This is a genomic window from Streptomyces sp. NPDC005195 (assembly GCF_040608315.1).
Lineage (GTDB): Bacteria > Actinomycetota > Actinomycetes > Streptomycetales > Streptomycetaceae > Streptomyces > Streptomyces kaempferi.
Genome location: NZ_JBEXHZ010000040.1, coordinates 21,291 through 45,271, shown reverse-complemented (window position 1 = coordinate 45,271; position 23,981 = coordinate 21,291). Strand labels below are relative to the sequence as shown.

The window sequence follows — 23,981 nt, the reverse complement described above, 5'->3', positions numbered from 1 at the left end:
TAGTGGGGCACGGGGAACCTCCGGAAGCGAGACGGGCGGGTGAAGCAGCGTGGTGATGGAGCGTCAGCAGGCTTCGAGGCGGAGCCGGTGGCGAAGCGGATCGGCAGGTCGGGGTCCAGGTTCTGAAGTTGGCGGAGCAGGTGGCCGACGGTCAGGTAGTGGGGCACGGGGAACCTCCGGAAGCGAGACGGGCGGGTGAAGCAGCGTGGTGATGGAGCGTCAGCAGGCTTCGAGGCGGAGCCGGTGGCGAAAGACCGGCTTCCGGGTGGTTCAGCGGCCGGCGATGAGCGCGGCAAGGAAACCGGCTACGGCCTCGGAGGGGGTATCGAGGCCGAACTCCTGGATCCAGGGCTCGGCGTCGGAGGGGAGGACCCGGACCTGCCAGACGATGCCGCGCTTCCAGGCGGTGGTGTCCTCGGGGAGCCAGCCGACGTAGACGCGGCCGTCCGGGCTGGTGCAGTGCACGTTGGCCTCCGAGGTGTCGACGATCGCCCATCCGAGTACGCCGAGCAGTTCGAGCACTGGGCCCGCGCAGTGGTCGCTGGAGAGCCAGGCACGATCCTCCACGGCGGGGCGGACGACGGCGGGCAGGAGGGTGCTGGAGGCGTTCACGAGTGGACGTTCCCTTCGTTGACCTGCGGTTTTCTCGACGTCCGTACGTTGACATGCTGTGTGCCGAAGTACGTAGCCGTTTCCGGGAAGGTGAGGTCTGCCGTGGGCGAACTGGCGGCCGAGGGAGAGGCCGGCGAGCCGGGGAATGGATCGGCGCGGCCGGTTGTCGTAACTCGGTTGCGGCGCAGAGCCGTACAGAGCAGAAGGGACAGGCGTGGCGGACTCGAGCAGACACTGGGACGGTGCCGGGCTGGAGCGGAAGATCCGCGGCGCCGGGCGGCCGTGGACGGTGGGCGACATCGCGATGGTGGCCGACGGCCAGTGGGCGGTGGGTATCCAGGCCGGGAAGCAGCGTGACGGGGAAGCCGTGGTTGAGCGCCGGATCGCGGACGGGCGGCGCGTCGAGCTGACGTTGGCGGAGCTGGCCCGCGCGATGGGCTTCCGGTTCGGCGTAGCCCATCGCGACGAAGAAGCGGGCTGACCGGTTACCGTCGGGGCCCGGTCATGGCCACAGTGGGGCCGACAGCGGCCGACGGGTCGGGCTGGTCCGGTGGTTGGCCCAGGGCGCGCGGCGCCTGCGCGGAGCGGGCGACAGCGGCCTGGGCCAGGCGGAGACCCGGTGCCCGGTCCGCGGTCACGGCGGCTTCGCGGGCCTCGATAACGCGGCTGATCGCCTGTAGGGCCGTGCGGCTCTCGGCCTGCGCGACCCGCAGGTCCACCGCCGAGTTGGTGATCCGCTCCAGGTCGTAGAAGGCCGGCACATGGCCGGACCGGGTGAGGGCGTGCAGACGGTCTTGGTGGACGGCGACCGCATTGTTCGAGACGACGAGGCTCGATCGGATATGCATCGCCGAACGCAGGAGCGGCTCCTCGACGGGGTGGCGGACCGCGAGGGCTTCCAGCGTGTCGATGGAGCGGCCCCAGGCTTTCTCGATCATCGCGTCGGCCTGGTTGAGGGCAGTGGCGTCGGACACGGGTGGCTCCGGAGGGTGAGAAGGGGAACGGTGGTCAGCGGCTGTGCCCTGGGCGCGGGACCTGCGTAGCCGACGGCGGGCGCGGTGCCGGGATGAACGGCCGTGCGCCGGCGGGCGAAGACGCCACGGTGGAACGCGAGTTGGCGACCTGGGCACGGCGGACATCCAGAGGTGTCGGCACCGGGGGCTTGACCGGGGTTGCTGTTGCCTGCGGCGGCAGGCGGCGCAAGTCGCCGCCGTAGCGGATGACCGGTGCCGGATCAGTGAGCGCGGTGTTCATCGCGGCCACCAAGCCCTCTGGGGTGAAGGACGAGGCGGTCGCGTACCACTGGTTTCCAGGCGGTCCGGCCAACATGAGCCAGCGCTCTTGATGGCCCGTCATCTCGGCGGCGTGGTCGAGGCGGTTGCGGCGCAGGTGGACCTCGGCCAGGCCGTCCGGGGACTCGAAGGAGACGTCGGCCGCGCCGTAGCGGTGGCTCCAACCTGCTGCCGCCAGCGGCGTGCCGACGTCGAGTGCCGCCAAGTCGTTGTTGCCGTAGTAGAGGTAGGAGTCGGGGCCCTCGGTGTAGGCAGCGGCGAGCACGGTGGTGAAGTCCTGGACTATCTCGGTGGGGTGCTTTCCTGGAACGTGACCAGCCAGCGGGGCATCGCGAAGGGGTCGGAGTACGCCGTGACCTTCCACAGCGCGTCGTCGTCGCCTTCGGGCAGATAGCCCAGGCGGACCGTCTGGTCCGGGGCGTTGACGTACACGTTGCCCATACCGTCATGATTCAGTTTCCAGCCCGCGTCCAGGAGGGGCCGGAGGGCGGGATCGCCGGTAAAGGTCGATCCGGCCAGGTATCGCGGGGCGACGTGGTATTCGCGCCACCGCTCATCGTTCAGGTCGTACAACACAACTTCTCCAAGGGCGTGGTCAGCGGCGATGCGAGGGGCCAGACGAAGGCGGGCTGGCGGCGGTCGAGGCACTGGGCGGAGTCGCTCCGGCCTGGGATGTTTTGGGTGTGCGGGCGAGCGCGGCCGACTGGCGCGGGTCGGAGCCCGCGGCGACGGGCGATACGGTGACGTACGGCAGGTTCCGCTCGGGGATACCCGACAGTGAACGCTCGACGGGCTCGGTGCTGCTGAGCGCGAGCGCGGCCTCCGCACCAGGTAGAGAGGGGTGGCGCTGGCGAAGTCGGCGTGCCAGCGTTCGCCGTTGACCTGGTCCACGCAGCCGTACATCGTCCACTGCGCCGGCCCTTCGCCCTCCAACTCCATGTAGTCGTCGAGGTGGCCCTTGCGCAGACTGAAATAGGCGTGCCCGTCCGGGGAGCGCTGGTAGAGGTACATGGCGGTGTCGTCGGTCTGCCACCCGCGGTCGGCCAACGCCCCGGCGGGGCTGCTGGGCCGGTGGCGGGGGCCGCCGTGCAGGAAGTCGCGGTGGTTGCTGGGCAGGCACTCGGCGAGCGCGGTGGTGAAAGCAGAGGTGATCTCTGCCGGGGTGTTCCTGCTGAAGCTGGCCCACCAGAGAGGTGTGCCGAGCGGCTCGCGGTACTGGATGGCCTTCCATCCGCCGTACCGGCTCTCGGGCAGGTAGGCCACCTGCGCGTCCTGGCGCGGGCTGGTGAACATCAGGCCGGTGGCGGTGATCGCCTTGCCCCAACCCCGGGCGTCGCACAGGGCGTCGTAGACGGTGGCGGTGTCGCCTCGCCCGGCGAGATAGACGGGTCGGACCAGCAGATCGGTGTCGGGCGCGAGGTCGCCCGGAGGAGAAGTCGTAATCACGGAGCGGCTCCTGGAGGAGGCGGGGAACGGGCCCGCACGCGGCCGGGAGCGGACTGCTCGGCTGCACGCGGGCACGACGGCGGAGGTGACGCGGATCTGGTGCTGGACGCCATGCGGATCACCTGCCACGAGAGGGGGCGGACCGGGAAGTGACGACGGCCGGCACCCGCGGTCGTGGCTGCGGAGCGTGGCTGAACAGGGAGCTCGGCGCGGCGGTGCTCCGACGCAGGGCCGCTGCGGTACGGATGCCGTTCGACCCCAGCGGTATGCCGGTGTGGGTGCGGGTGGACGCCGCGACCGGGGCAGCGGCGGGACGCGGTGCGGCGACGGGATCGCTCCAGTGCTCGACGGCTGCGTAGACGGGGCCCAGCGCTCGCCCGGCGTCGGTCAGGACGTACGGGTCGCCGTGGCGCGGTCCGGTGCGAGTGACCAGGCCGTCGAGCTGAAGCCGGTTCAGCCGCTTCCGGTGAAGCCGTTGTCCAGCCCGGCCTCCTCGGCGATGTGGACGAACCGCATGGGCCCGCCCGCGCCGAGGACCTGGATCACGGCGGTCGAGTGGCGAAGGTGCAGACGGCGCACGGCGTCCTCGACGCGCTCGGCACCGGCCACGTTGCCGAGCGGCAGGTTCGCCTGGGACCAGTCGGACAGCGCCCGGTGCACCGAGGACAGCGAGTTGCCGAACCCGCTGAGCTGGTACGGGGCACCGCGGCGATCACCGGCTCGTGTCACCAGTCCGTCAGCGTGCATCTGGGCCAGCCGCTTGCCGACGAGCTGCTCGCTGAGGAAGGGGAGGCGGGCGGCGACGTCACGCACACGCATGGGGCCGCCCTGCTGGGCCAGGGTCTGTGCCGACCAGGTGGTCCACTTCGGCGCTATCAGAGAAAGCGCGTCCTCGACGCGCTGCGCGTCGACGGAGCCGATCTGGGAGGGTGCGGGCTGTTCAAGGGTGGACATGGTGGTAACTCCGTTATGGCGAAGGGTGAATCGGGCGGCGGGGCGCGGATCAGTGAGGGTCGCGCTCGGCGCGTAGACGCTGGAGCACCGTGCCGAGGCGGCGGTTGCTGACGTGGATGCCTCGGTCGCGCAGGCCTTGGCGCAGGGCTTCGCGGTTGAGTCGGGGCAGACGTGCGGCGACTTGGCGGGCGATGGCCATGAGGTCCTCATCGCCCGGCGCGGGTCCGGTTGGCCGAGGTGAAGGCCGGCGGGCTGGTCCAGCAGGAGGCGGACGTCCAGCAGGTCCCAGACCGCCTCGGCTTCCGACTGCTCCTGGCGTTCGAGGTCCACGACTTCGGCCGCGTACCGCAGCACGAGGTCGTCGAGGGCGTGCTCGCCGGAGCGGCAGCGCTGCCAGGCCGCGTCGAGGTGGCGGTGGGCGGCACGGGCGCGGGCGTTCGTCTCGGCCAGGCCGCCGAGCCGCCGCAGCACGATCGGCAGAACGGGATCGCCCGAACCGCCATGCGCGCCGTCGAGCTGGAGGTCCTCCAGAGGGCGGCCGTACCGGTGCTCGACCAGGTGGCGGGTGTAGATCGCGGTGGACATGGGGGTCTTCCTTCCGGGGGTTTCAGCGGGAGCGGGAGGGCTTGGTGGTCGTGCCGGCGGGGGAAGCGGGCGTGGGGTCGGTGACCGCACTGCCAGGAGCTGAGGCAAGGCTGCTGCGGCTGAGGGCAGCGGATACACGCGGCGTTGTCGTCCGGGAGACCTGGAGCGCCTCCTCGCCCTGCGGTGTGAGCGACAGGAGCTGTCCCGGCCGATATAGCGACGTGCTGGTGTCCTTCTCCAGCAGCCCGTCCGCGAGCAGCCGCTCGGCGGTCTCGGCCAGCACCTTCGGCCGGTTGCCGTCCCCGTCGGAGAGCCAGGTGTGGCCGTAGACCGCGCTCTGGTGGAAGCGCAGGCCGCCCGCCGCGACTGCCTCAAGGGCCGCGAGTTGGCGACCATCCGCGATGGCCCACTCGTCGTCCCGCCCCGGCGCTTGCTCCGGGGCCAGGCCCAGGCTCTGGAAGGGCGCTTTCGAGGCCGGCTCGGCGTCGGACTCGGGCAGAAGGCGGTGGTACGTGGACACGGCCCGCGTCAGTTGCTCGTAAGCCGCGCCACGGCGGGCGGCGAGCAGTTCGATCTGCGGACCCGGGGTGCGCAGGACGCCGTGCCAGCCGCGCATGCTGGCGTGGTCGCCCCGTCCGACGGGCTCAAGAAGCTCGATCGCGGACTGGGCGGCGCGGGTCAGCTCGCCGTGCAACTCGTCGACATCGCGGGCGGCCTCGGCGACCGTCCTGCCGACGAGGTAAAGCGGGTCGCGGGGTGGATGGTCGTTGCTCAGCGCCCAGGGGTCCTCGGCACCGAACTCCTCGGCGACCAAGTGCGCGCCGGGCCGCTTCGCCATGTCATGGGGGTTCATTCGGCTGCCTCCATCCGGGCGAGCAGGGAGCGCACCAGGGTGGGCAGGCTGTCAGGGCCCTCGCCGATCCAGACGTGGTCGGTCGCCTCGCCGAGGACGTACGCGGCGTCTTCGAGCAGGCCGCTGGAGATCTCCATGCAGGCGTCGGTGATTCGTGAGGCGGCGAGGAGGGACTGCGAGAGCACCTCGACGTAGTCGCCGGGGCTGAGGCCGGCAGCCTCAGCGGCTGTGTGGATGGCGGCCAGTTCCAGCGCGCTGAACGCGAAGTCGAACTCGTCGTCCTGCTCCGCCGGTGAGGGCGCGGTGAAGGCAGGGTCCGGCGGGTCGGCGGGGATACCGACGCGCGTGCAGATCTGGTCCACGGATGCGGTCAGTTCGGCGAGAGACTCGGTAAGCCAGCCGAGTGCGGAAGCGTAGGAGGCCAGGGTGAACAGACCGGCGGGGGTGGAGGGAAGCGGCTCCTCGATGACGAACCCTTCGAGCCGGTCGTTCAGCTCGCAGACCGCCCGAGGGCCGGCGGACAGTGCGCCGAGGACGGGATGCAGGTAGGAGCGGCTGGCGGAGGTGGGGTACTCGGCCGTCAGGACCCCTGAGACCTTCTGCGCGGCGTCGGTGAGCAGCCCGGCCAGTTCGGTGCGGGCCAGGGGCGTACGGTCGGCGGTCATCGCCTGGGGGCCTTTCGGGAGGCGGCGGGCGCGGTGGGGCCGGTTGCCGCCGGTGCGGTGGCCGGGACGGACGCGGTCGCGTCGAACGCGTGGGGGGATCGGGATCGGGCCGCCTGGACTCGGGCCTCGGCTGCCGCGTCGGTGTCGGCGGGCCGGTTGAGACCGGTGCGGTTGGCGCGGAGCTGGGCCGTGCGGTAGACCGCGTAGTCCTCCCGGGCACCGGCGGCGACGAGGTAGATCTCGCGCTTGTGGGTCGAGGTGGGCGGGGCCGGGCGGAACTGGATGACCATCCGGTAGGAGACGGCCGGGTCGACGTAGACCTTGTGGAAGCGCGCGAGGCGGCCGGTCAGCGGCAGGCAGTCGTCGCTGCCGTGGACCAGGTTCTGCAGTTCCAGCAGCGCCAGGTCGCGGATTTCAGCGGGGAGTTCGCGCAGGTCCGCGATGGCGTCCGGGTGGGCGGCGAAGGCGAAGCGGGCGTGGCTCACATCGGCCTCCCAGGGCTCGGGCGCCGGGCCGTTCCTGCCGACGGCGCGTTGCCCGTGTCAAGGCCGGCTTTCGGGAGTGCGGAGGCACCCACTGACCGAGTGAGGGCGGCGCGGGTCAGCCGGGCGGCGGCCTCACCGCGGTAATCCGGCGGCTGCGGCAGCGGACTGCTGCGGTCTTCCAACCAGTGCCGGGCTGCGGCCTCATCGGCGAAGGCGCCCTCGCGCATCGTGTACGTGTGGGCGTCGTGGTTCCCCTCTTCGAGAAAGACACGAATCGGTGCCTGACCGGCGCTGGAGTCACGGGTCAACGTCCACGTCTCGCACGGGGCGAAGTCCGAGGTCCAGCTGTCGAGAACCTTGTAGCGAGAGCCTGACTCCTGGATCTGCTGCTCGACCCAGAGGGTGAGATCGTCGGCAGGCCTCATGGAGCTCCTGCCGGCCTGGGCGATCCGCTCGGGCGGGCAGCCATGCTCGATCAGCCAGTTCTGGGCGAAGGCCAGAGTGGCGTGGTTCGCGGTCTCGAAGGTGAACGTGCGCTGGCGTAGGTCCCGGGTGATCTTGATGGCAACGAGCTGTGGTTCACCGGGGACGCCCCAGGTCATCGACCCGTCGTGGGCGACGAGGTAGCTGTGCGACCCCTCCGGGGTGGTGTGGTGCTCGGCCCGCACGGTCAGGTCTCCGGCCCAGAGACTGCTCTCGGCGAGTTCGGAGGCGGCGTCGGCAGGCTCGAAATCGTCAAGGCGGAAGTCGAGTTCGGCGGTCACCGGGTGGCTCCCGTCAGCTCGGGCGCCGGGGTGGCCAGCACACGGTGGTTGCGCCGGGTCGGGCTCGTCGTGCACGCGGCGAAGGGGCCGTCGGGAGCACGGAGATGAACCAGAGCCTGGTCAAGGTGGTCGCGATGCCACGTCGAGGGACCGGACAGGCCGGCCTCGGCGTCGGTGAGCTGCTGCCACGCGAGCCAGAGCGCGTGCAGCCGGGCAATGGCCTCGGGGTGCTCGTGCCACTGGGCGCACCATGGCCGGGTAGTGCTGATCTCCCGTCCGTAGACGGGCAGGAACAGGTAGTTCACCCAGTCGCTGAGCGCGGCCAGCTCGACGGCGTACGCCTCGCCGCCCAAGGCGAGGATGAACACCGAGGCCGGGGCATCGGCCTTGTCGGCGTCGGCCGTGTCTGCGGTGGCGGTGTCGTCGGTGGGCTGAGGGGCGGAGACGGGCTCGGAGCCGAGGCGGTCGAGGATGACACCGTGCTGGCGTACCTCCGCCATGGTCTTGGCGAGGGTGCTGGCGAGATCGTCGAGATCGCCGTCGGGAACGCGGAACGGCTCGGGCTCGGGGGTGGCCTTGCTGGGGTCGGACATAGCGGATCCAAGGGAGTGAGCGAGCAGGGCGGGGGCGAAGTACGGCTCGCTCTTCTGGAGGTCACGGCGGTGCTCCGTTCGCAGGTCGGCATGAGCAAGAGGATGCGGAGATTCCGCGATTTGGTGCGGCCGGGGAAACCGGATAGTGGGGCGCTACGGCGCGGTGCAGCGGGGGCAGCGCGGGAGGGGCGGTGCCAGCAACTGCACGGCGCGGGCGGCCTGTTGGGGGACCACGCCGTTGCCGAGCGCGGTGAGCTGAGCCGGTCGGCCGAGTCCCGGAGTGACGGTCACCCAGCCGGGGGCCAGGCCTTGCATCCACTCCACGAAGTCGGCCCGGAGTCGTCCGGCAGCGTCGGTGGGCGGCGGCGCTGGGCGGGTGAGGTTCTCCCATCGGGCGATGGCGGAGGCGTACGCTCCCCATCGCCCGTCGGTTCCTCCGCTTCCGGGGCCGCCTCCGCCCACAGCGGCAGGACTGCCGCCGACAGGGGTGGGCGCCAGCCCTTGCCCGGACGGCGGCCCGGGGTGCCGGTGTCGCTCGCCCTCGGGGTGGGCAGCAGCGATGCTGCCGCGCTCGGCAGCGTCATGTCCCCGTTGCCGTGCCGCTGGTTCGGCGAGCCCTTGATTCCGTCCGACGCCTTCGGCGTGGGCAGCAGCCACTCCACCTCGTCGGCCAGGTTCGGGCCGTGGCCGCCGCTCTTTCGCTTGTCCGGGTGCTGGGAGCCGCCGTTCTTGCCGATGTTGCTCGTCGGTGTCTTGAACAGGGTGCTCGGCGGGCCAGGCGGTGAGGAAGGTGCGCTCGCGACGATGGGGGGCTCCGACGTCGGAGGCGCGAAGCACGAGCCACCTTGCGTCGTACCGGAGATCGGCCAGGGAGCCGAGTACGGCACCAAGTGCCCGCACAGGAGGCTGGGTTGGGTCGTCTCCCAGACACCACGGGCAGAATTCCACGTCGCCAGGGGAACCGGCGGGCGAGGTGAGGAGACCTCGGACATTCTCGATCACCACCAAGCAGGGGCGGAGGGCTTCGACCGCTCGGGCGACGTGCAGCCACAGCCCCGAGCGGGTGTGGGGGTTGAGTCCGGCCCGGCGGCCGGCAACGGAGACGTCTTTGACAAGGGAAACCGGCCGTCAGGACGCACACCCGGGGCACATCGGCCCAGTTGACGGCGGTGATTTCCTGCAGATTGGGCACGCCGGGCCAGTGTCGGGCCAGGATGCGCGCGGCGTCGGGGTTGATCTCGGCGTGCCAGGCCAGGATGCCGCCGAGGGCGGTCTGGACCCCGAGGTCCAGACCGCCGTACCCCGAGCAGAGCGAGCCGATCAACGGCCCTCGCGCGGCGGTGGTCGCCATGTCACCGGCCCCGAGCGAATCGGTCGGAGGAGGACGCCACCGCCGTGGTGACGCTGGGAGGAGGTGGCCCCGGAGCGGGCATGGCGGTCGTGGACCGGCTGCGGGCGGCCTGGAGCCGCACGGACGGGGCAGGGACCGTTGATGATGCGGAGTGCAGGGAGTTGGCCGCGTCGTGCAGGGCCGAGTCGGCGGTGGCGAGTGCTTTCTCCATCACCCGTTCGGCTGCCTCCCGGGCATCCCTGGCGTCGGGCTGGTCGCGCAGCCTCTCGGTCTGGTTCAGGAAGGCGAGCTGGTGGGCCACCCCTCCCAGGGCGGAAGCCGCTTCGCCCGCGGGCTCGACGGCGGCGGCGAAGTTGGTGATCACCCGAGCGGTGTGGGGCGCCTGGTCCTGGCCGGCGGCACGGAAGAGGACCTCGTCTCCCAGGTCGGTGATCAGCTTGCCGAGTTCGGAGATCTGGCGTGCGACGGCGACGGCATCGGGTGAGCGGTGGGGGTCTCCCGGCACCGGCAGTTTGCCGCGCTGGGCATCGAAGGCGGAGGCCGTGGCACGCAGGGCCAGGGCGTCGGAGATGGGGGTGTTGTCCACGGTGCGTTCCAGAGGTAGGGACAGTCGGATGGGCTGGGGTGGTGGGTGAGGACGGTTCAGCCGTGGGTGCGCGAGGGCGGTCGCGCGGCTGATGGCGTGGAGGCAGGGCCTGGGCGTTCCGAGGGCCGTGCGGCCGGTCGCGGTGTGCTGCGGGCGAGGGCGGCGTGGACCTGCGCCGTCGGGGGCCCCTCGGTCAGCGGCGCGGGGGGCGGCGGTGCTGGAGCGGGGTGGCCGTTCGCGGTCTGCCAGCGGGCGCGCACGTCGTCGAGCGGCCCGAGCGCGTGCAGGGCGTGGTTGATGAGCCTCCCGGGGGCCAGGGTCTCGTTCTCAGCCAGGGCGCGGATGGCGCGGGCGGAGGTGGCTGCCGTGCGGGCGACGGAGGAGCGCATGATCTGCTCGCCGAGCCACTCGGCGCTGCCGGGGCCGACGCCGTCGCAGATGGCGGTGAGCTGTTCGATGGTCAGCATGCCGTCGGCCAGCAGGCCGCGCCGCTGGGCTTCCCACAGGAGGGTGAGCTGGTCGATGGGCTCGCCGCGGTGGTGCAGTGCCCCGAGGCAGCGGTAGAGCTGGCCGTGGGCGGGGTCGGCGAAGTCGCCCGGGCGCAGCCAGCCGACGACCTCGTCCATCGCCTTCGGCCGCTCGACCAGGACCGCCAGCAGGAACTGCTCGTCCTCGGCGACCTGGTCCGCCCGTACCGGCGGCGGAGCGACGGGTGCTGTGGGGGGCGGCGTGGCCGGGGCGACTGGGCGCGGTTCGGACCCCCAGCGGCGTGCGAGGTCGCCGAGTACCCCGGCCAGGACGTCCGCATAGTGGAGCGCTCCCTCCACCTCGCCCTGGAGGGCGTCGGCACGGGCTGCCTGGTGGAGGCGGATCGCGTGCTCGGTCACGGTGCGGTGGATCGCTCCCTCCAGCACCATCCGGCCGTACACCGGGGCGTGCTCGGGGCGCGGGCAGGCCGAGATCAGGGTGTGGGCGTATACAGCGGTCAGTCCCCGGACGTGGTGGCTGGCCTCGTCGACCGCGCCGGTCACCCAGGACAGCGGCACTGGTTCCTTGGTCGCCAGGGCTGGGTGCCCCTCGGTCCGGAGCTTGCGCAGGGCGGCGAACAGCGCTTGGTGGATCGGCCGGTAGAAGTGATCCGGTGCGAGCCAGTCGAGGTGCGCGAGCTGGTCGGGGTCGAGCAGCACCGAGCCGAGCACCGCCCGCTCGGCACTCAGCAACGGGTTCATCGCTGCCGCCCGGGGTGGGGAGTCGGCGGATCGTCCTGCTGGGAGCGGATATTGGCGATGGCCTGGTCGGCGGCGGCCATCGCGGCGGCGAAGCGATTCAGCTTGCCGGTGAACGTCGGATCGGTGGCGAGGACCGAGCCGGAACCGGTGACCAGCCACCACTGGCCGCCGCGCCGGAAGGCCGGTGACCGGGCGAGGCGTTCGGCGCGCGCCAGAGGGGAGGATGGAGTGCGCGAGGACATGAGGGGACTCCTGAACAGGTAGGGGGGAGGGTCAGGCCGTGAGGTCGACATCGGCCTGGGCGGGGGCGCCGGAGCGGCAGGACCAGGGCGAGCAGCCGTCCGGCTCGCCGTTCTCCAGTTCGGCGTCCGCGAGCGCGTCGAAGGTGTCGCCCTGGTGTCCGGACCATTCGTGGGCGGTGACCCGGTCGATCGGTGCTTGATCCAGAGGCCAGCGGCTGCGGTGCCGATACGCGGCGGGGCGCTCATGCCGACAGCCCGAAGTCGTCGCGACCCACGGACTTGGCGATGGCCCGCTCCGTGATGGCCTTCGTCGCGCGGGCCGAGGCCGGACCGACCACCTTGGCGGCGGGCTCCTTGTACCAGGGCTGCAGGTCGAGCATCGCCACCCGGATACCAGTGGCGAGCAGCAGCGCCTTGCCCTTCGGGAGCGCGCGGATCGCGTCCGGGGGCAGGATCCGCTGGGTGCGCATGCTCACCGAGGTGGACTTGCCGCCGTCGCTGGCCGACACAGACGTGGTCTGCACGTCGTGGTCACCAACCTGCCTGCTCAGACGGTCGGCGAAGTCGGCGTCGTCAATGCCACTTCCGATGATCTTGATCGTGGCGGCGGACCAGAGTGCGTCCATGCCTGCCTCGCCCCAGCACCGCTGGCCCTGCCGGTAGGACTGCAGGATCGTCATCGGGATCACGCCCCGTGAGCCCAAGTGGCTGTACAGGTCCGGGAGATCGGAGATCTTGCACACGTTGGCGGCCTCGTCGAGGACGCACAGGGCAGGCGGGTCGAGCCGCCCGCCGGAGCGCTCGGCGACGACCACGGCCGCGCGCATCACAGCATCGGCCGCCGCGGCGATGATCGCCGATGCTGAGCCGCCGCCGTCCTTGCTGAGCAGGTACAACGTGTCGCGGGAGGTGGCGAACGCGGAGGGCTTGAACTCGGGAAGGTGCTTGCTGGGGGTGACCCAGGCGGCGACGTCCGGGTCGAGCAGGCAGCTCGCGTACTGCCGCGCGGTCTCGTAGATGCCGTCCCGCGTTTCCGTGGCGCCACTGACGGTGCCCTGGAGTTGTGCGGCGACCGCCTCGTGGCCGGCATCGGTGAGCAGGTCCACCGGCGTGCGGTCAGCAGGGGAGGCGAGCCAGGCCAGGACATCGGTGATCGGGCGCCGATGGCTGGCGGCGGCCAGGAACAGCGCACCCAGCGTGTTGCTCGCGGCGGTGGACCAGAAGTCGGCGCCGCTGGATTCGTCGACGCTGGCGGCGACGAAGTGCCCGGCCAAACGTTTCGCCCCGGCCAGGTCGCGGGCGTCGGCCAGGATGTCCCACCACATCTCGCGCGGGTGGTGGGCGATCTGCTGCGGGTCGAGCGTCCAGATCGTGCCGACCTTGGCGCGGGCGTCCACCGTCGCGGTGAAGGCGTCGTTCGCCGCCTTGTTCGAGGTCAGCAGCACGGGGCCGGGAGCGGCGAGGATCGCGGGGATCGCAAGCCCGCTGGTCTTGCCGGAGCGCGGGGCCATGATCGCGACGATCACGTCCTCCCAGGAGGCGCGGACCTCGGCTCGGCCTGGGGAGAGCGTGCCGAGGAGGATCCCGCGGTCGGCGGGAGCGACCTCTTTCTGTTTGAGGTCGGACAGGCTCGGCCGCAGGCTCTTGGCCTTGGCGGTGATCTCCTTGTCCAGCAGCGGGGCGAGGTCGGCCTTGCGGGCAAGGCCGTTCTTCGCGTCGCCGCGCAGCCGCAGCCACAGGACCAGGCCGGTGACGGTGAGGAAGACGGAGAGCAGGCCGGGGACGAGCCGCGCGCCGACCAGCAGGGCGGTGGGGCTCAGGTGCGGCCACAGCAGGTCGGGGTGCAGCAGCGCGTCGGTGGCCTTGAGCGGCGCCCAGGGGCCGGTGCCGACGAGAGAGTTGGTGAGGTTGCCGGTCAGCCAGGCGAGGGAGCCGAAGGCGAGGGCGGCGCCGAGGACGCCGAACAGGAGGTAGAGGAGCGCGTCGGACCCGGTGGTGGTCGAGGGCGCGCTGGTACGCGGGGCGGGCATGGCGGTTCCAAGGAGGGAGAGCGGACAAGGCGGGGCGGGGCGCGCGGCGCTCTTCTGCTGGTCATCGGGGCAGTTCCTGTTCCGGGAAGGGGCCAGTGGCGGAGGTCATAGGGTGCGCGGCGGCCGGGGTGGCGGGGCGCTGGCAGGCGGTTCGGACGTCGCGCCGGCGGACGGCGGGGTCTGCTGGGTGGCGGCGCGCGGGGAGGAGACGCGGGCGGCTCGCTGCCGGTCCGCTTCCGGGTTCTGGGCGGAGGGCGGCTTGGTGTCCGCGGCCGCCTCGCTGCCGAGGACGTCGCTGAGCAGTTCCCCGGTGCGCAGGGAAGGCACCTCGTCGCGGTACTTGGGGTCGCTGAGTTCCGCAGGGCACGCGGCGATCATGTCCTCGGCAGCCTCCAGCTCCTCCTGGACGTCCCGCAGCATGTGGGTGGCGGCGGCCAGCCGTGTCCACGTCTCGAAGGTCAGGCGGGCGGGTCCAGTCGGCTGCCGCAGCCACGAGTTCGGTCAGCTGAGGGAGGGCCCCGACCAGGGCTCCGTTGACCTCCTCGATGATTCCGGCGACCTCATGGGGAGTTGCTGTCTCGGTGAGCCGGGTGATCATCCCTGGGACGGAGTACGGGTCGGCCGACAGGTGGGGCAGGTATCGGACCTGCAGAGGCGTGTCGGAGCCGGACGCCTCGCCGCCGTGGGCAAGCCGGATGTTGTGCTGCATCGCGGCGCCGATGGCCTCGCCGATGCTCGGGTAGAACTCGGGCACTGTTCCTCCTCGGTCGTCGTGCTGGACTGTGCCGGGCAGGGGAGAAGCACGCGCAGTGCGCGCTCCCCACCCGGATGGATAGGCCCCTCGGCACCTGGCCGGTCTGATGGCGGACACGCTGGCCAGAGCGTCGGTGGCCCGCATGAGGTAGGTGCGCGCCAGCCCGACGGAGGGAGTACGGGAGGAGAGCATCGGGATCACCGGGTCCGAGGACCGGGGACCTGCGGCGGACGTACGGCTGTGCCGACTTCCGGTGCGGCGGCGCCGAGTGTTGAGGACGCCTTGGCCTTGTCCGCTGCGGGCGACGTGGCGAGAGCCGCGCTTCGGGAGTCAGGCAGCGCGGGGGACCGCGTCTGCGCCTCGGCGTGGTCCTGCTGCGAGTCGCCGACACGGTGCAATTCGCGTCCCGCTCCGACGAGTTCTGATTGTGCTGCGCTGACGAACTCCGCAGCGAAGCCGAACCGGTCGGCGAGTGCGTACGCCTCGTCGTCGAGGTCGGTGATCTGCTCGCCCGCCGTCTCCAGCGCTTCCCGGACGCGTTCCAGGACGCCGTGCTCGGGATGAAGGAGATGATCGACCGCCTGCGCAAGGTCGGCGCCGTTCTCGGCGGCCCTGATCTGGTCGGTGAGCCGCAGGACCTCGGCTCCGGCGGTGTAGAGCCCAAGAGGGTTGGCCGGGGTGGTCAACCGGCTGGTGTCGAGGTCGACGCTGTACCGGGCGGCGCGGAGCATCTCGGCTGCGTGGGTGGCGATGGCGGCGCGGTCGGCCTGCGGGGTGGTGGTCGGCAGGCGGTGGCGTCGGCCGTACCAGTCCTCGATCTGCTGGAAGCCGGCGTGCTTGAGGAGCGTGGCGGAAAGGTTGTCGCTGGCGCCCTTCGCCGAGATGCTGCCGCTGGGCTCGGTGGTGATGGTGATGTAGGGGGCAGGCACGTGGGTCTCCTGGGCGTGGGGTGTCGGGCTTGGGGCTGTGGGCAGGTGGCCGAGTTCGGTGGCGATGCGGTGGCACTCGGTTTGCAGGCGGAAGGCGTCGCGGTAGGCGTTGTGGAGGCTGCCGTCCTCGCGGGCGAGGGTGGCCACGATGTGCACTTGCCGTGCCTGGTTGCGCAGGGCGATCCACCGGCAGGCGTCCGGGTCGCCGTCCGGGGCGATGCCGGTGGCCGCCACCACCCGGCGGGCAACCTCGGCCCATTGCGAGTCGGTCAGGTCGGGGTGCCGGGGGTCGGAGCGGACCGAGCAGACCCACACCGGCCGCTCGGGCGCTCGGGCCCCGAGGCGCTCGACGGGTGCGTCGAGGGCGTGGGCGAGGTACGGCAGCGAGTCGGGCTGGGCGAGCATCTCGATCGGGGCGCCGTGGCCGTCCCCGGCGATCAGGCGGGGGTTGGTGTGGTTGCCGCGCTCGCCCGGCCCGTACAGATACGTGAGCAGACCGGCGGTGTGGCTGGCGCGCTGCAGGTGGGCGATCACGGCGTCTACCTCGACGGGGAGTGGGGAACGGGAGCCCGGGTGGCCGGGCCGTCAGGGAGAGAGGATCCGCAGAATCCGCGATTTGGCCCGGCCGGAGATGGGTGATAGGCGCCTGCGGTCACCGCGGCTCGTCGAGGCCGTGGTCGGAGGCGAAGTCCGCGCAGGCGGAGCGTGCGAAGTACGCGTCGTTGTGCAGCCAGGCCCAGCGGCCGTCCTGGCGGATGACGGTGGCGACGATGTCGAGTCCGTTGGCCTGGTTGCGCAGGGCGGCCCACCGGCAGGCGTCCGGGGCGTCGTCCGGCTCGATGCCGGTGGCATCGAGGACCTCGCGCGTCAACTCGAGCCAGTCGTCGTCGAGTTCCACATCGGTGGTGTTGGGGATCGTGCAGTGCCAGGTGAGCCGTTGGCACGCGGTGTGGCCGGTTCGCGGTTTCCGCAAAGCCAGGGGCTCGTCGAACAGCGACGCCAGGGGCGTGGGACAGTAACAAGCAATCGGATAACCCGAGTCGGGACCTATGTCCCGCGCCGAGAGTTGATGCAAGATGGCGTGGTGTCAAGTCTCCGCCACGATCCGCGCACGTCCGCTGCTGTCCGCGGCAGCGGCTGGGTGGCCAGCTCACCACAGGCTGACCAATTGTTGATGCAGTTGGCGCCCGATGAACAGGTCGGCCTTCTGTTCTCCGCTCTCCGGTTTCAGGGCGCAATAACCGGTCAGCGTCTCCTCCTATGGCGGGGCACCTTCAAGGTGACGTACATGGAACTTCGCCGCCCCCTTACCGTCCTGAAGGAGTCATTCCCGGTTCATGGAGCAGTCGTGCTGGCCGGCCCCGAAGGGGTGATAGAGCTCAAGCTTCTATCCGTGGCTGTGGCCCGTGCTTTGGTCAACGCTGGCCAGCAAGGCGATGTCAACGCCCCAGCTACTCCTCTGCATGTCGCGCAGGAGGACCGCGACGCCTCTGGGACACCCGGAGCACAAGGGGCGGTGGCCAGCCAGGCATTCATACCTCCGCATACGGAAGAAAGCGCTGGCTCACAGGAGAGGATGTTCCCCGAAAGAACCATCCGGACATGGCAGGACGCCGAGCTTGCCGCCGTCGACCACATGATCAGTCTTGGCTTCACTGATGCGCGGGTGACAGGTGCTGGTGCGGACGGGGGCATCGACGTGATCGCCCGCGACGCCATAGCCCAGGTGAAGCACTACAGTCAGCCGATCGGTGTCGGCTTCGTCCGAGAACTGCGGGGAGTGGCGGACTCCCATCAGCACCTGCTGTTCTACGCGTCCGGCGGCTATACGAAAAGCGCTCAGCAATTTGCCGACGAGAGAAGGGTCGCGCTCTTCTCCATCTTGGAACTCGGCCACATCACTCCGTTGAACACAGCAGCCGCTCACCTGTCTTCTCGCTGGGCCCCGGCTGCAGCTTCGAGGCGCCGCCAGGTGCCTAACTCACGCGCGAGCAGGCGCGCCGCCGAGCTGGAAGCCCAGCGGCAGACTGTGCTTCGACTGATCACCCGCGTCCGCGCGCACACAAATGAGCTCGATGGGCTGCCGTCCAACCGGCATACCAGGGACCTCATCAAGGCACTGAAAGCGGCACGCAAGGGGGCAGAGCGGGCGGGCTCTCTCCTGGCCAAGTCGCAGGCGGACTTCCAGGCCCACGGCACACGGAAACGGCTCATAGCCATGGCCGACGAGGAGGCCCGCGAAGCTGCCCTCAAACTGCGGATGCGTACCTGACGGAACAGGCTCGCACCTCGCGAGGCGCGGCGATTCAGCCAGCTGCCCTATCCACTGGCGCTCCGGACCGCGGGTTTGGTGGTACCCTGCAGCGCCAATCCAGCCGCCAGGCTGCTTGTCCATTACTGACCCAGGCCCTACTAGGACTCCGTTAGGTCGTTCTTGGTCTTGTCCTCGTGTGGGCTCTGGTGGGGAGGGGTTGCTGGCAACTGGTACAGATTCCGGTCCAGCACCTCAGAGTGTTCTGGAGGGCGTCGAGGATCTGGTAGAGGGTGGGCCTGGTTGCGGTGCTTTTGGGGCCAGGCGTTGTTCGGTGAGGAAGGCGTGGGCGGCGGTCGCGAGGGTGACGTGGTGATGCCAGCCGGGCCAGGAACGGCCTTCGAAGTGGTCCAGGCCGAGGCCGTGCTTGAGTTCGCGGTAGTCGTGCTCGATGCGCCAGCGGACCTTGGCCAGGCGGACCAGGTCGGCGATCGGGGTGTCGGGCGGGAGGTTGGACAGCCAGTACTCGCTCGGCGCTTCGGCACCGGCGGGCCATTCGGCAAGGAGCCAGCAGTCGGGCAGGATGCCGTCCCACCAGCCCTGTTCAGCCGAGGCCGCTGCTTTGATCGGGCGTTCGACGGCTTTGCCGGCCGGACGCACCCGCACGGCCGCGAAGCAGGATCGTAGTTCCGCTTTCGATCCTTGCCGCCACGTGAGAGGAACGAATGCTTCCTGTCCGAGGCTTGTGGCAAGGGCTGCTACCGACAGGGCCTTGCGGCGATAGCGGGGCTGGGGCCAGCAGCCGACATCTCCCTTGCGGTCCGGGGCCTCGGGTTCCGCGTCGAATGGGTAGACGCTCACGTCCGATCGGATGGAAAGGACATAGGCGAGCCCTCGCTTCGACAGTGCGGCCCGCAGATGGGCGTTGGTGCCGTAGGCGGCGTCGGCCACCACCACCGGCGGTGTCATCCCCCAGTCCGCGAGGCTGTCGAGCATGTCCAGGGCCAGCCGCCATTTCTCCCGGTGTGTGACCTCGGGCGGAATCAGGGTCCTGGTGCGGCGGTGACTGTCCGTGGCCCAGTCCTGGGGCAGGAACAATCTCCACTGCAGCGGGCACGAGGCGGTGTCACTGGCAGCGTGGACACTGACGGCGACCTGGCAGTTCGCACGCTTTCCCAGAGCTCCGCAGTACTGCGGAGCCACACCGACCGACATCCGCCCGTCCTTGGGCATCGACACGTCGTCGATCACCCACGCCACCGGATCGACCAGCGGCAGCAGACGTTCGTTGATCCGCCGCTGCACGGGCACCGGATCCCAGGTCGACTGGTTCACGAACTGCTGCAGGTTCTGCTCATTGCCATCCGGCAGCCGCTCAGCCATCGCCTGAATCGACTTGCGGCGACCGTCCAGCATGAGTCCCCGCAGATAGCAGTCACCCTTGGCCCGCTGGTCCTTCCGCCGCACCGAGGCGAACACATCGGCCACGAACAACGCCAACGTCGCCCGGACACGCCTCACTTCATGTAAGTCCACGCATCCAACATGCTCCTGATCAGCGCGAACAGGAAGACCTAACGGAGTCCTACTACTACGTCTGCGCGTGCCAACGACTTCGGGACTCAGACGATCGACTTGATGGTCTTGTCCGCGTACCGCAGCGTCTCGTCGATGGCCTTGTCCATCTCGCGCAAAGCGTCGGGCTCTGCCGTGAGGAGAGCGGGGACGTTGATGACGTCCACGGCGAGGAAGCATCCCGCCACGGTGAGGAACTCCTTGTACCGCTCCTGCCCCTCGTGCCCGAGCGATTCCCAGTCCCGGGGCTCCGGCGGCAGACTTACCCTCCACTTCTCAAGGGCGTGGGTGCCGTGGACTCTGACGTATTCCATGATGGCCGTGGCGCGATGAAGTACGTCGACCATCGCGTCGAAGCCTTGCTGCGACTGGTCCAGAGCCGCCTCCGCAGCCTTGACCTCGGTTCGGAGACGCTCCTCCTCCTTCTTGTTCCGACGCTGCCTCAAGACGTAGAAGCCAGCAGCCGCCAGCGCTGCCGCCGGGGCGGCGACCATGCCGGTGAGCAGGAGAACTCCACCCGCCATGCCCGCACCGCCCGCGGCCAGCGTGCCTCCTCCCAGGACGGCCAGAGTCGCGTTGGTCGCGGCAACCCCGTACAGCGTCGAGATAGCCGCTCCGGTGGAGGCGGTCCCGAACAACGCGGCGGCGGTGAAGGCTCCGTAGGCCGCGGCGCCGCCGGCTGCCGCCCCGGCCGCACCTACAACGGCGGCACCACGGATCGCGTTGGCGATCCCGGCGGACATGGCCTCGATACGTATTGCGGTGGGGATCTCGGCCGTGCTCTCGATCTCCTCCTCACTCGGCCTCTCCGGCTCGGGCGCCCCGCTGATGCTCTTGGCCAGGTCCACGAACCTCAGGAAGAACTCGTCGCGGACGTCATCATGGACACGGTTGAAGGCTTCCCCGTGTTCTTGGGTGATCTTCGACCGATGGGCCGCCTTCTCGTTGATCTCCGCGTGACGTCTCTTCGTCTCCGCGACTTGGTCCCGCAGCTTCACCGGCCGCTGGTCCCGCTGACGGGCGAGTGACCTGGTTCGGTCCTCCGCCTCCTGCTTGAGTTGCCCGGGTGTCAGTTGGAGCGCCAGGGCGATGGCGGCCAGACGGTGCTCTCCGGGGCTTACGAGCCCGTGCTCGATCCGGGAGATCGAGACCGCGCCGCCCTTCCCGTAATCGGCCCGCTCAGCCAGCTCTTCCTGGGTCATCGAGGGTCTCTGGGCCTGGCGGTGCTCGCGGATCACGATGCCCATCGCCTCTGCGCTGAAATCATTCACCGGTTCCGGTTCCCTCGGTCAGCGGGCTGTGGCGACGCCAGGAGGACTGAACCTCACGTACTAGCGCATCACCAGAGCGGAGGACCTGGGCGCCGTCTTCCGCGAACTGCTTGGCCGCCTTGACAACGGCCGGGTCGCTACGGACTTCGTCGGCGACCTGGATGTTCTGGGCGGCAGCGAGGGCCAGGTGGGCGAGGTTCAGGCGAGACATGGCAGTGGACCTTTCGTCGCTGATGGTGCCTGCGCGTGTGCAACATAGCGTCACTTAGTGTTCGGTGTCCGCACTATGGCGACATCAACTGCAACGGCGACACACTCAGCGTCTCGGACCGCCTGAGCCGCAGGGGCTAGGTACGGCAGGACGACGGTGTTCCGGTACTGCTCCGACCAGGCATCGGACTCGGCCTGCTCTTCGGCGCGCTTGGCCTCCAGCCAGGCGGCCTTGTCCTCCTCGTCGCCGCCCTTCGCGGCCCGCCAGCAGGCGGTGCACTCCTGCTTGGCGAGCCACTCGGCGAAGCCCGCGCGACGGTCGGCTGCCCGGTCGGACAGGTCTCGCGCGGCCTGGTGCCCACAGGAATGGGTGATCTGCCAAATGGTCTTCACGGCCATGGGAACTGCTCCTTACGAAAGTTGGGTCAGCGGTTGCGGGAGAACGCGATGCGCGGGTCCACCGGGCGGGCCGCCGCGCCAGCGGTGGGCGCGGCAACCGGCGCCTTACTCGGCAGGCCGGCGAGGGCCGGACTGGCGGCGAGCGCGGCGGCGCTGATGGGGAACTTGTGAGTGGTGAAGTCCTGGCTGTGCTCGTGGCGTGCTGCCGTCGTAGGCGTGGGTGAGCGGTGCGCGGCTACGTCCTGGGCGAGGAGGGGCTGCACGGCGACCTGGAGGTCGGCCCGGTGCATCGCCAGCGTGGCGGCGGCGACCTTGTCGAGCGCCTCGCTGCGGTCGGTTGTGATGGGCAGCGTGTAGATGTCCAGGCTCGGGTTATGCCGCCAGCCGTGCTCTTCCAGGATGAGTCGGCCGCCGAGAGCGGAGGAACCGTCGGCGGTGGCGGCGACCACGCCGAGCTGCGGATGCTCGGCGAACGCGACGTCCGGCTCAACGCGCGGGGGCCGGTCGCGGGCGGGCGCTGGTCCGGAGGCCGGCGAGGGGCCGAGCGCGGCGTCCACATCAACCCGGTATCCGGCCTTGCGCAGCAGCGCGACGGCCCGTGTGGCGCGGCCCTGCCCATCACGCTGCTGGTTGGCCAGCGCGTACAGGTTGGGGTGGTCGGGGACGGGGTGGAAGTCGAATCCCCTCAACATCCAGGCACTTGCGGCCAGTTGCTTGGGGTTAGAGGCGACGATGCCGAAGTCGGGGTGGCGGCCGACCGCGAGGTCGGGAAGCGGGTCGTGCTCGGGGGTGGGCATGGCGGATCCATCCGGTGGGCGCAGGGGGAGAGGGGCGGTCGAGGGCGGGGATGGTTCTGCTGGTGCGGGACATGACGGGCTCCAAGCTGAGCGGCGGTCAGAGACCGGGTGCGGACGAGGGGCGGGCGGGAGGCAGGGAGGGACCTAGCGCTGAAGCTGACGGCAGCGCGGCTGGGGTCGTGCGCCGTGCGGTCGGCGAGACCGCGAGAGCGGCGGCGACTCGGGGTGCCACCGGTTCCTCCGGGGCCACTCGGTTCACCCGGGCCTGGACCCTGTCGGGGTGGTGGGTGTGCCGGTCGGCCAGCTCGCCGCGCATGGACCGAATTTCGAGCGCGTAGGAGTCGAGCTTCTTGGCGATGTACCGCAGCCGGTTCGCGTAGTGGGGATCGGCGGGTTCGCCCAGGCCCTCCCACCAGTCGGCCGTCGTGTTGAGGGACTCGACGACGCGTTGGAGAACGCCGTCACCGGGCGCGGCCAGCTCGCTCAGTGCGGCGACTGCCTCGCTCGTATGTGCCGCCGACTGGATGGACTGGGTCAAGTGGCCGAGCCGGTCGCCGACGCTGCGCTCGTGATCGCCAGGGGGCGGCAGACTGGGGTCGAGCAGGTCGGGATCGCACGAGACGTCGAAGCCCTCGGCCTGAAGCATGTCGAAGGCCCGGGTCACCATCTGTCGCTGCTTGACCAGTTCGGTCATGGCGGAGGGCAGTCGGTGGAAGCGCTCGCGGAACAGCACGACGGGGATGAAGCCCGCGCGGTGGAGCACCGCGTCGGCAGCGCTCTCCTGGGTGAGTCGCCGCGATACCGGTCGGGGCGGTAGGCCGAGTTGGTCCAGGCGCGCGTCGATGGCGGCGAGCAGGCAGGGGACGCTGCCGCCGTACCGGGCGTGAGGGCCGTCGGGCTCGGAGTCGTAAATCACTTCGTGGAGCGTTGAGTCGTCGGGATGCCCGCGCGTCACCAGCCAGCTCTCCGGATACCCGGGCGGGTGGCCGGTGGGCGGTTCCTGGGGCGGAGAGATGATCAGGGCGCTGCCGTCGGGGAGTTCGGCGTGGACGATGTAGTCACCGAGGCCGTACTCGACGGTGCAGGCCAGGCCGCGCTGCCGAAGTGGCGTGGTCAAGTGGCTGTACTGGTGCTCACGCTCCGACGTTCCAGCGGCGGCTTCCTTGATGAGGGGTTCGCTGGTGCGCGCTGTGATGCGTGTGCCCTCGCGTTGGAGGGTGACCAGGGTCTGATCGGGGCGCATGTGGGCTTCTCCGTGGCCGGCCGTCCCCAGCGGTCGACGGCGGGAAGCCGCCGCAGCCGGGCAGGGGGCTGGTAGGGGTAGTGGGGTTCGTCGAGGATCCGGTGATCGGGCGGTTTGGCCTCGCCGGAAGTCGGTGCTAGAGGCGTCAGCGCGAGCGGCGCGCGGCAGGGGTATCCGACGCCGCCGAGACGGGCGGCGAAGGGGGAGAGGCACCGCGTTGGCCGGAGGCGGATCGGGCCAGGGCTGCCTGGACACGCCCGGTGTGCCCAGGCTGGTCGACGCCGATCCGGTCGGTCAGGTGATCGGCAGCCCTGGCCAACGCCGCTCCGCTGTGGCTGAGTTCGTCGGCGTAGTGCCAGCCTTCGGAGTTGCGGATCTCGCGGGCTCGTTCCTCGTAGAGTTTCCGCGACCCGGGCATGGAGCCCTCCATGAGCGCGATGACCTGATCCCACTCGCGGTGGATCTCGCCCGCCCGCGCCAGTACGGAGTCGATCCCCCGCACACGCAGCAGGTCGGTGCTGATCGGGCCGTCAAGGTAGTCGGCCTGTTGTGCGGTTGCCCGTACACCGGCGAGGACTTCGGGGCCGTGGACCAGAAAGGTCTCGACGTGCTCCCAGGCGGCGGCGTCCCGGGCCACCTTGCCGTCGGCGTACCCGGTTTCGTCGACGGGCCAGCCGTCTTCGGCGCAGTGCGAGTCCGAGACGGCATCCCATCGGTCCGACGCCTGCCTGATGCCGTCAGCGGCGGAGGCCAGGGCCTGGACGCGCACCCGCCATGCCGCCTGTTCGCTGGTGTCCGGCTGGCTGTCAGGGGAGGTGGGGGAGTCGGGAGAGGTGGGCATGGTTGTTCCTCGTTCCTGTACGGT

27 protein-coding genes and 2 pseudogenes are annotated in these 23,981 nt (G+C 70.5%); 2 read left to right on the top strand and 27 right to left on the bottom strand.

Translation table 11 applies throughout. The annotated features are described in order from the left end of the window. Nucleotides 1-270: 270 nt before the first annotated feature. Complete coding sequence (locus ABZV34_RS28860; RefSeq protein WP_356282758.1) at nt 271-612, bottom strand: DUF317 domain-containing protein; 342 nt, start codon at nt 610-612, stop codon at nt 271-273. A 214-nt stretch (nt 613-826) separates the two neighbouring features. On the opposite strand from ABZV34_RS28860, the gene ABZV34_RS28855 reads away from it, so the two are divergent. Beyond that, complete coding sequence (locus tag ABZV34_RS28855; RefSeq protein ID WP_356282755.1) at nt 827-1,093, top strand: hypothetical protein; 267 nt, start codon at nt 827-829, stop codon at nt 1,091-1,093. Between the two features lie 4 nt (nt 1,094-1,097). Here ABZV34_RS28855 and ABZV34_RS28850 read toward each other — a convergent pair whose 3' ends face one another. The 19 genes and pseudogenes from ABZV34_RS28850 to ABZV34_RS28760 form a co-directional block, all read right to left on the bottom strand. Beyond that, entirely contained in the window at nt 1,098-1,586 is a 489-nt protein-coding gene (locus tag ABZV34_RS28850) for a hypothetical protein (protein WP_356282752.1), read from the bottom strand. Nucleotides 1,587-1,620: 34 nt separating this feature from the next. Next, nucleotides 1,621-2,169, bottom strand: coding sequence for a DUF317 domain-containing protein (locus ABZV34_RS28845; RefSeq protein WP_356282749.1), 549 nt, complete (start codon nt 2,167-2,169; stop codon nt 1,621-1,623). Nucleotides 2,170-2,186: 17 nt separating this feature from the next. Next, nucleotides 2,187-3,350: a DUF317 domain-containing protein gene (locus tag ABZV34_RS28840; RefSeq protein ID WP_356282746.1), complete on the bottom strand. Its 1,164-nt coding sequence runs from the start codon at nt 3,348-3,350 to the stop codon at nt 2,187-2,189. Between the two features lie 453 nt (nt 3,351-3,803). Further along, nucleotides 3,804-4,889 (bottom strand): winged helix-turn-helix transcriptional regulator, encoded by a 1,086-nt coding sequence (locus ABZV34_RS28835; RefSeq protein WP_356282744.1) that lies wholly within the window; start codon nt 4,887-4,889, stop codon nt 3,804-3,806. A 22-nt stretch (nt 4,890-4,911) separates the two neighbouring features. After that, entirely contained in the window at nt 4,912-5,742 is an 831-nt protein-coding gene (locus ABZV34_RS28830) for a large ATP-binding protein (protein WP_356282742.1), read from the bottom strand. Further along, nucleotides 5,739-6,407: a hypothetical protein gene (locus ABZV34_RS28825; protein ID WP_356282739.1), complete on the bottom strand. Its 669-nt coding sequence runs from the start codon at nt 6,405-6,407 to the stop codon at nt 5,739-5,741. The genes ABZV34_RS28830 and ABZV34_RS28825 overlap by 4 nt, the downstream gene beginning before the upstream one ends. After that, the gene (locus ABZV34_RS28820) at nt 6,404-6,892 is read right to left on the bottom strand and encodes a hypothetical protein (protein WP_356282736.1); all 489 of its coding nucleotides are present in this window, start codon (nt 6,890-6,892) and stop codon (nt 6,404-6,406) included. The genes ABZV34_RS28825 and ABZV34_RS28820 overlap by 4 nt, the downstream gene beginning before the upstream one ends. Further along, a complete protein-coding gene (locus ABZV34_RS28815; protein ID WP_356282734.1) occupies nt 6,889-7,656 on the bottom strand; it encodes a glycosyl hydrolase in 768 nt (255 codons plus the stop codon). The genes ABZV34_RS28820 and ABZV34_RS28815 overlap by 4 nt, the downstream gene beginning before the upstream one ends. After that, nucleotides 7,653-8,249: a DUF4913 domain-containing protein gene (locus tag ABZV34_RS28810; protein ID WP_356282732.1), complete on the bottom strand. Its 597-nt coding sequence runs from the start codon at nt 8,247-8,249 to the stop codon at nt 7,653-7,655. The genes ABZV34_RS28815 and ABZV34_RS28810 overlap by 4 nt, the downstream gene beginning before the upstream one ends. Nucleotides 8,250-8,402: 153 nt before the next feature. After that, on the bottom strand, nt 8,403-8,564 hold the full coding sequence (locus ABZV34_RS28805) for a hypothetical protein (RefSeq protein WP_356282730.1): 162 nt from the start codon (nt 8,562-8,564) through the stop codon (nt 8,403-8,405). A 459-nt stretch (nt 8,565-9,023) separates the two neighbouring features. Further along, nucleotides 9,024-9,296: pseudogene (locus ABZV34_RS28800) on the bottom strand (DNA cytosine methyltransferase); the annotation flags it as partial. Between the two features lie 121 nt (nt 9,297-9,417). Continuing rightward, nucleotides 9,418-9,600, bottom strand: a pseudogene (locus tag ABZV34_RS28795) (DNA methyltransferase); the annotation flags it as partial. Nucleotide 9,601: 1 nt separating this feature from the next. Next, entirely contained in the window at nt 9,602-10,186 is a 585-nt protein-coding gene (locus tag ABZV34_RS28790) for a hypothetical protein (protein ID WP_356282727.1), read from the bottom strand. A 56-nt stretch (nt 10,187-10,242) separates the two neighbouring features. Next, entirely contained in the window at nt 10,243-11,415 is a 1,173-nt protein-coding gene (locus ABZV34_RS28785) for a DnaB-like helicase N-terminal domain-containing protein (protein WP_356282724.1), read from the bottom strand. Continuing rightward, entirely contained in the window at nt 11,412-11,657 is a 246-nt protein-coding gene (locus ABZV34_RS28780) for a hypothetical protein (RefSeq protein WP_356282721.1), read from the bottom strand. The genes ABZV34_RS28785 and ABZV34_RS28780 overlap by 4 nt, the downstream gene beginning before the upstream one ends. Before the next feature lie 242 nt (nt 11,658-11,899). Beyond that, nucleotides 11,900-13,687 carry a TraM recognition domain-containing protein gene (locus ABZV34_RS28775; protein WP_356282718.1) on the bottom strand — a complete coding sequence of 596 codons (1,788 nt, stop codon included), beginning with the start codon at nt 13,685-13,687 and terminating at the stop codon, nt 11,900-11,902. 105 nt (nt 13,688-13,792) lie between these two features. After that, complete coding sequence (locus ABZV34_RS28770) at nt 13,793-14,107, bottom strand: hypothetical protein (RefSeq protein ID WP_356282715.1); 315 nt, start codon at nt 14,105-14,107, stop codon at nt 13,793-13,795. Between the two features lie 531 nt (nt 14,108-14,638). After that, nucleotides 14,639-15,904 (bottom strand): hypothetical protein, encoded by a 1,266-nt coding sequence (locus tag ABZV34_RS28765; protein ID WP_356282712.1) that lies wholly within the window; start codon nt 15,902-15,904, stop codon nt 14,639-14,641. 118 nt (nt 15,905-16,022) lie between these two features. Beyond that, nucleotides 16,023-16,343 (bottom strand): hypothetical protein, encoded by a 321-nt coding sequence (locus ABZV34_RS28760; protein WP_356282709.1) that lies wholly within the window; start codon nt 16,341-16,343, stop codon nt 16,023-16,025. A gap of 315 nt (nt 16,344-16,658) precedes the next feature. On the opposite strand from ABZV34_RS28760, the gene ABZV34_RS28755 reads away from it, so the two are divergent. Continuing rightward, a complete protein-coding gene (locus ABZV34_RS28755; protein WP_356282706.1) occupies nt 16,659-17,642 on the top strand; it encodes a restriction endonuclease in 984 nt (327 codons plus the stop codon). Nucleotides 17,643-17,876: 234 nt separating this feature from the next. Here ABZV34_RS28755 and ABZV34_RS28750 read toward each other — a convergent pair whose 3' ends face one another. From ABZV34_RS28750 to ABZV34_RS28720, 7 genes are all read right to left on the bottom strand, one after another. After that, nucleotides 17,877-19,157, bottom strand: coding sequence for an IS701 family transposase (locus ABZV34_RS28750; RefSeq protein ID WP_356282703.1), 1,281 nt, complete (start codon nt 19,155-19,157; stop codon nt 17,877-17,879). Between the two features lie 86 nt (nt 19,158-19,243). Next, a complete protein-coding gene (locus ABZV34_RS28745; RefSeq protein ID WP_356282700.1) occupies nt 19,244-20,467 on the bottom strand; it encodes a helix-turn-helix transcriptional regulator in 1,224 nt (407 codons plus the stop codon). Then, nucleotides 20,460-20,678 (bottom strand): hypothetical protein, encoded by a 219-nt coding sequence (locus ABZV34_RS28740; protein WP_356282698.1) that lies wholly within the window; start codon nt 20,676-20,678, stop codon nt 20,460-20,462. Before ABZV34_RS28740 ends, ABZV34_RS28745 begins: the two co-directional genes overlap by 8 nt. Before the next feature lie 50 nt (nt 20,679-20,728). Then, nucleotides 20,729-21,076, bottom strand: coding sequence for a hypothetical protein (locus ABZV34_RS28735; protein ID WP_356282695.1), 348 nt, complete (start codon nt 21,074-21,076; stop codon nt 20,729-20,731). A 26-nt stretch (nt 21,077-21,102) separates the two neighbouring features. Then, nucleotides 21,103-21,873, bottom strand: a complete 771-nt coding sequence (locus ABZV34_RS28730) for a hypothetical protein (protein ID WP_356282692.1) — start codon at nt 21,871-21,873, stop codon at nt 21,103-21,105. 97 nt (nt 21,874-21,970) lie between these two features. Beyond that, nucleotides 21,971-23,116, bottom strand: coding sequence for a hypothetical protein (locus ABZV34_RS28725; protein WP_356282689.1), 1,146 nt, complete (start codon nt 23,114-23,116; stop codon nt 21,971-21,973). 145 nt (nt 23,117-23,261) lie between these two features. After that, nucleotides 23,262-23,957 carry a hypothetical protein gene (locus ABZV34_RS28720; RefSeq protein WP_356282686.1) on the bottom strand — a complete coding sequence of 232 codons (696 nt, stop codon included), beginning with the start codon at nt 23,955-23,957 and terminating at the stop codon, nt 23,262-23,264. Between the last annotated feature and the right edge of the window lie 24 nt (nt 23,958-23,981).